Genomic DNA, 615 nt, shown 5'->3' on the forward strand with positions numbered 1-615 from the left:
ACCCGGTACGCATCAAGTGATTGATCATATTATGCTAGATCCTGCCCGAGCAGGCGCTGGTAGTACATTTGTTTGGGGATGGATTAATAGTTTTATGGTGTATTATAAATCAGCCAATATTGATGACGGTGAATATAAGTCAGATCAAGAGGCGGAATTTAAAGCACATAGGATTGACGGCCAAGGCTGGCCCGAATGGATGGTAGAAGCATTTAATGCTACATCATTAGAAGAGCTCGCTAAAATTAAACAACGGCACAATATAACGCAATAGCCCAAAAGCCGTTGCAGTTTGGCAAGCATGGGCAAAGTGGTATAGCAATCTAATTTTACCGGTATTGAAAAAATTGAAGTAAAAAAACTGATTCTAACCAGCCAGATAGTGATCTAACGCTGATAACCTGGGTAGCGGGCACCTTTGCTTATGATCTAATAAATAACTATCAAATCAATATCTGCCCTAATGGACAAGATGATGGCGAAATTCCGCTCATCATTAACCGAAGCAGGAAGAATAAATAAAAGGAGAATAAAATGCCATCAAAATACCGTCCACAAATTTTTGGTTGGATAAGCGATTTAGACAAAGGCGGGAACTATTTAACGGGTGCCGAT

1 protein-coding gene is annotated in these 615 nt (G+C 40.0%); it reads left to right on the plus strand.

From position 1 onward, the window contains the following. On the plus strand, positions 1-274 hold a 274-nt coding region (locus A9G47_RS14290; RefSeq protein WP_176700688.1), incomplete at its 5' end, for a hypothetical protein. Between the last annotated feature and the right edge of the window lie 341 nt (positions 275-615).

Source organism: Gilliamella sp. WF3-4 (genome assembly GCF_001690275.1).
GTDB classification, from domain to species: domain Bacteria; phylum Pseudomonadota; class Gammaproteobacteria; order Enterobacterales; family Orbaceae; genus Gilliamella; species Gilliamella apicola_C.